4 protein-coding genes are annotated in these 3,715 nt (G+C 66.1%); all 4 read right to left on the bottom strand.

The window, feature by feature from the left end:
* Positions 1 to 507, bottom strand: a 507-nt coding sequence (locus VGH68_RS20195) for an aldehyde dehydrogenase family protein (protein WP_331605456.1), incomplete at its 3' end; no start/stop codon positions are given.
* 2 nt (positions 508 to 509) lie between these two features.
* Positions 510 to 1,541, bottom strand: a complete 1,032-nt coding sequence (astA, locus tag VGH68_RS20190) for an arginine N-succinyltransferase (RefSeq protein ID WP_331605455.1) — start codon at positions 1,539 to 1,541, stop codon at positions 510 to 512.
* Positions 1,538 to 2,593, bottom strand: a complete 1,056-nt coding sequence (gene aruF / locus VGH68_RS20185; RefSeq protein WP_331605454.1) for an arginine/ornithine succinyltransferase subunit alpha — start codon at positions 2,591 to 2,593, stop codon at positions 1,538 to 1,540. The genes astA and aruF overlap by 4 nt, the downstream gene beginning before the upstream one ends.
* A gap of 73 nt (positions 2,594 to 2,666) precedes the next feature.
* Positions 2,667 to 3,715 (bottom strand): acetylornithine/succinyldiaminopimelate transaminase (locus tag VGH68_RS20180; RefSeq protein ID WP_331605453.1); only part of this gene is annotated, 1,049 nt, incomplete at its 5' end.

Here is a 3,715-nt window from a genome sequence, read left to right as displayed (position 1 = left end):
CTTGAACACGACCGCGTTGCCCGCGATCAGCGCCGGCACGATATGTCCGTTCGGCAGATGGCCCGGGAAGTTATACGGACCGAACACGGCCACCACGCCATGCGGACGATGCCGCAGCACCGCGGTGCCGTCAGCCATCGGCGAGCGTCTTTCGCCGGTGCGTTCGTTGTACGACTGAATGGAGATTTCGACCTTCGCGGCCATCGACGCCGCCTCGGTGCGCGATTCCCACAGCGGCTTGCCGGTCTCGCGGCCGATCGCGTCGGCCAGCGCTTCCTTGCGCTCGGTCACCAGCGCGGCGAAGCGGCGCACTATCGCGCAGCGCTCGTCGAGCGTCCGTGCCGACCATGCGGCGAACGCGCGGCGCGCGGCACGCACCGCACGATCGACGTCGTCCGCCGACGCGCTGTTGCCCTGCCACACCACCGCGTCCGTGCCGGGACTGCGCGACGCGAAGGCGGCTCCTGTGCCGGCGGCCCATTCGCCGTCGATAAAAAGCTTGCTCATGATCATCCTTGTTTGTGTTTCAACGGCAGCACGCGCAGCGAATCGCCGGCCTTCACGCGCAACGCGGCGGCTTCGGCCGCGCTGACACGGAACACGCCGTCGCGCGGCACGCCCGCCACCACGCCGACGCGAAAATCACTGAGCGACATGTTCGATACCATCGATTTGGGCGCGTCCTGCACGGCCTGCGCTTGACCGATCTCAACCGCCGCCAGCACGCTCTCGCGCACCGTGCGCAGATCGGCGATATGGCATTCGAGCACCGGGCTCGCGTCGAAGATATCGACGTGATTTTCGTAGCGCAGCCCTTCGGCCTCCAACATGCGGCGCGCCGGGATGGTGTCGTTGTGCGTGAGACCGACACAGCGCTGCGCCTCGGGCGGCAGCAACTCGACGTACACCGGATAGCGCGGCATCAACTCGGCGAGAAACGCCTTGCGGCCGTGCGAGCTCAGATAGTCGGCCGCATTGAAATCGATCTGGTAGAAATGCGAGCCGACCGCGCGCCAGAACGGCGACGTGCCTTCGGCATCGAAGTGGCCGCGCAGCTCCGCGCACAAGCGCTGCGGAAACCGCTCGCGGAACTGCGCGACGAACATGAAGCGAGAGCGTGACAGCAAGCTGCCCACGCCGCTCGTGCGATAGCGCGGGCTCAGGAATAGCGAGCACACTTCCGCGTAACCGGTCAGGTCGTGCGAGATGTTCAGCGCATGCATGCGCGTCCAGATGCCGAGATCCTGGCTCGCGTGCACGACCGTGCTCACGCGATAGTTGTAGAACGGCTGCTGCAGACCGACCGACGTTTCGATACCGCACACGCCGGCTACATCGCCGGTCGCGGTGTCTTCCATCACGAAGAAATAGCCGGCTTCGTGCGGCTCGGCCTGATCTTCCATCGTGCGGCGCGCGCGTTCGACGCGCGCGGCGAGCGCGTCGCTATCCGGCTTGAAGGTGGTCAGCCCCGGACCGGTTTCCTGCGCGAGCCGCATCAGCGCGTCGACATCGCCTCGTTGCACCACGCGAACGACGATCATGGCGTGTCTCCCGGCTGTTCATCGCGCGGTGGCTGATGCAGCGGCACACAGCGCACCGCGTCGCCTTCGCGCACGCCGAGCGCGGCGCGCGCCACCTCCGGCAGCGCCGCCCCGGCTTGCTTGCCGGGCGCGAGTTCGCCGAGCGCGCAGCGGAACTCGCCGGCAGCGCCGTTGTACGCGATCAGATAAGCGGCGCCTTTTGCCGGGGCCGCGTCGCCCACGACGCGCGTTTCGTTGTACCTGACCGACGCACTGCGATCGACCTGCGCGGTCAGCACCGGCCCCGCGTCGAAGATATCGACGTAGCGGTCGGTCTCGAAGCCTTCCTCGAGATGAATCTCATACGCGAGCAACGCGTTGCGGTCCGGCTCGCCGAGCACGCGCTGCGCCGCTTCGGGCAACAGCGGCACATAGACCGGATAGGTCGGCATCACCTCGGCGATGAAGGTGCGGCTGCGGCCGCCCGATTCGACTTCGATAGCGGCGAAATCGCGGCCGAAGAACTTGCGCCCCACCGCTTCCCAGAACGGCGACACGCCGTTTTCGTCAGTGACGCCGAGCAGCAGCGAAAACACTTCCGGCGTGAAGCGCTTGCGATTGGCGGCGATGTACATCATGCGTGCGCGGGAGATCAATTGCGCGGCCGCGTCGCCGCGTAGCGAAGGGTCGATGTAGTAGCCCGCGAGCCGGCTCTTGCCGGTCAGCTCATGCGACATCGTCAGCGCGTGGATCTTGCGGTTCACATGCAGCTCGCGCGACGCATGAATCAGCGCGTCGTTGCGAAACACATAGAACGGATCCGCGTAGCCGGCTGCCGCGACGATGCTCGCGGTGCCCATCAGCTGGCCGCTGGCCGAGTCTTCGAGCACGAACAGATAGAACTCCTCGCCCGGAAAATCGACTTCCGCGCGAAACGAGTCTTCCGACAACGCGACGCGCGCTTCGAGCGCGCGCCGGTCATGCGGCAGCGAATGCAGCACCGGCTGCGCGGTGCGCGCCATATGCTCGAGCGCATCGAGATCGGCGAGGCGGCCTGGACGTACGAAGAGCATCATCGTTCCTGTTGAATGTGACGCATGAGCCGGTGGTTGTGCGTGCGTGGTTGCATGGGCGCGCGGGCGTTGTTCAATGCGAGGCCGCCTGCGCGCTCGCGCCGACCAGTTCGCCGAACGCCTTCTCGAGCCGCGCGAAGCCTTCGGCCATGTCCTCCAGCGGCATGATCAGCGACGGCACGAAGCGCAGCACGTCCGGGCCCGCCATCAGCATGATCACGCCATGCTGACCGGCCGCGGTGACGAAGTCCTTCGCGCGGCCCCTGAACGCGCCGTTCAACTCCGCGCCGATCAGCAGACCTTTGCCGCGCACTTCGGTGAAAAGACTGAAGCGTTGGTTCAGTTTCGCGAGATGCCCCTTGAGCGCTTCGCTGCGCGAGCGCACACCTTCGAGCAGCTTCGGATCGCTGACGAGCTCGACCACTTTTTCCGCGATCGCCGCGCCAAGCGGATTGCCGCCGTAAGTCGTGCCATGCACGCCCACCTTGAAGTGCGCGGCGAGTTCGTTGGTGGTCAGCATCGCGCCGATCGGGAAGCCGTTGCCGAGCGCCTTCGCGGTGGTCAGAATGTCGGGCGTGACGCCGGTGTCCTGATACGCGTAGAAGAAACCACTGCGGCCGACGCCGGTTTGCACTTCGTCGAAAATCAGCAGCGCGTCGTGCCGATCGCACGCTTCGCGCAGCGCCTTCAGAAATGCCGGATCAGCCGGGATCACACCGCCCTCGCCCTGAATCGGCTCGACGATCACCGCGCAGGTCTGCGCGCCGATCGCGTTGTTCGCGGCTTCGATGTCGTTGTACGGCAGATGGGTGATACCGCCCGGCACCGGGCCGAAGCCTTCCGAGTACTTCGGCTGGCCGCCGACGCTGACGGTAAACAGCGTGCGGCCATGGAACGACTGCGTGAAGGAAATGATTTCGGCTTTGTCGGCGCCATGACGGTCGAATGCGACGCGGCGCGCGAGCTTCAGCGCGGCTTCGTTCGCTTCGGCGCCGGAGTTCGCGAAGAACGCGCGGTCGGCGAACGTGACATCTTCGAGACGCTTCGCCAGACGCAGCACCGGCTCGTTCGTGTAGCCATTGCCGATGTGCCATAGCTTGCCGCCCTGCTCGTGCAGCACCT

The organism is Paraburkholderia sp. (genome assembly GCF_036488505.1).
Lineage (GTDB): Bacteria > Pseudomonadota > Gammaproteobacteria > Burkholderiales > Burkholderiaceae > Paraburkholderia.
This window is presented reverse-complemented; position numbering and strand designations above follow the sequence as displayed.